At 71.2% G+C, this 1,160-nt stretch carries 2 protein-coding genes and 1 pseudogene; 2 read left to right on the forward strand and 1 reads right to left on the reverse strand.

What is annotated here, in order from left to right; translation table 11 throughout:
• Positions 1-77: 77 nt before the first annotated feature.
• Positions 78-365, reverse strand: coding sequence for a metal-sensitive transcriptional regulator (locus tag AOK24_RS42030; protein ID WP_010359299.1), 288 nt, complete (start codon positions 363-365; stop codon positions 78-80).
• 88 nt (positions 366-453) lie between these two features.
• Between AOK24_RS42030 and AOK24_RS51910 the strand changes: the two genes are divergently transcribed.
• Positions 454-707, forward strand: a 254-nt coding sequence (locus AOK24_RS51910; RefSeq protein ID WP_240554384.1) for a rhodanese-like domain-containing protein, incomplete at its 3' end; no start/stop codon positions are given.
• A gap of 2 nt (positions 708-709) precedes the next feature.
• Positions 710-963, forward strand: a pseudogene (locus AOK24_RS51915) (YgaP family membrane protein); the annotation flags it as partial.
• Between the last annotated feature and the right edge of the window lie 197 nt (positions 964-1,160).

A 1,160-nucleotide genomic window follows, 5' to 3' on the forward strand; every position in this document is an offset into this window, starting at 1 on the left:
CTGCTGGGGGTGGCGGGGGTGATGCTGCTGGACGGGGTCGTGTAGCAGCCGTTCGCGCCACCCTCCTGCCCCCGCCCTCACGCCAGTGACAGGAACAGCTTCTCCAGTCGTGCCTTCATCGCGTCCGCGTCCTCCCCGCTCCGGCGGCCCGACTCGATGTCGGCCACGCACTGCTGCAACCCCGTCGCGATGATCGCGAACCCGGCGCGGTCCAGGGCGCGGGACGCCGCCGCCAGTTGTGTCACGACCTCCTCGCAGTCGCGGCCCTCCTCGATCATCCGGATCACCCCGGTGATCTGCCCCTGCGCCCGGCGCAGACGGTTCAGGACGGACTTCAGATCGTCACCTTTGAGATCCAGCTCCACTACGACTCCCACACACTCGTCCAATACCCCTAGGGGTACTGTACGTCGCCGAAAGGCGACACCTCGAACCTCAAGGATCACATCCGCCATGAGCAGCACCGAAGCCACGACCGCCGCCCTCACCCCCGCCGAGGCGCACGCCCGCCTCGCGGAGCTGACCGTCGTCGACGTCCGCACCCCCGGCGAACACGCCACCGGCCACGTCCCCGGCGCCCTGAACATCCCCCTGGACCACCTCGCCGATACTCTCCCCGACCTGCGGGAAGCGGCAGCGCACGGCACGCTTCTCGTCGTCTGCGCCTCCGGCAACCGCTCCGCGCGGGCCCGCGACCTCCTCGCGGANNGCCGCCGTACGTGGTCGATGGAGCGGCAGGTCCGTTTCACGGCGGGCGCGACGGTCCTCACCGGCCTCGCGCTGGGCGCCCTGACGCACAGGTCGTTCCGCCTGCTGTCCGCCGGGATAGCGTCGGGGCTGGTGTTCTCGGCGGTGACGGACACGTGCGGGATGGCGGCGGTGCTGGCGAAGCTGCCGCACAACCGCCCGGCCGGCCCGGACCTGGACGCGGCACGGGCGGCGCTGAGGACACGTACCCGGTAATGCCCCGGTCGGGGAGGTTCGCACGGGTATGGTCCGACCGATTCCCATGACCCAAGAGACCCTCCCCCCAGCACCGGAACCAGGCCGCGAAGGCCGCGCCCTCCAAGGCCATGCCCCTCAAGGCCGAAGCCCCGAGGGCCCAGCCTCTGAAGGCCGCGCCCCCCAACACCACGCCCTCCGACACCGAGCCCTCCAAC

Source organism: Streptomyces niveiscabiei (assembly GCF_001419795.1).
Taxonomy (GTDB): domain Bacteria; phylum Actinomycetota; class Actinomycetes; order Streptomycetales; family Streptomycetaceae; genus Streptomyces; species Streptomyces niveiscabiei.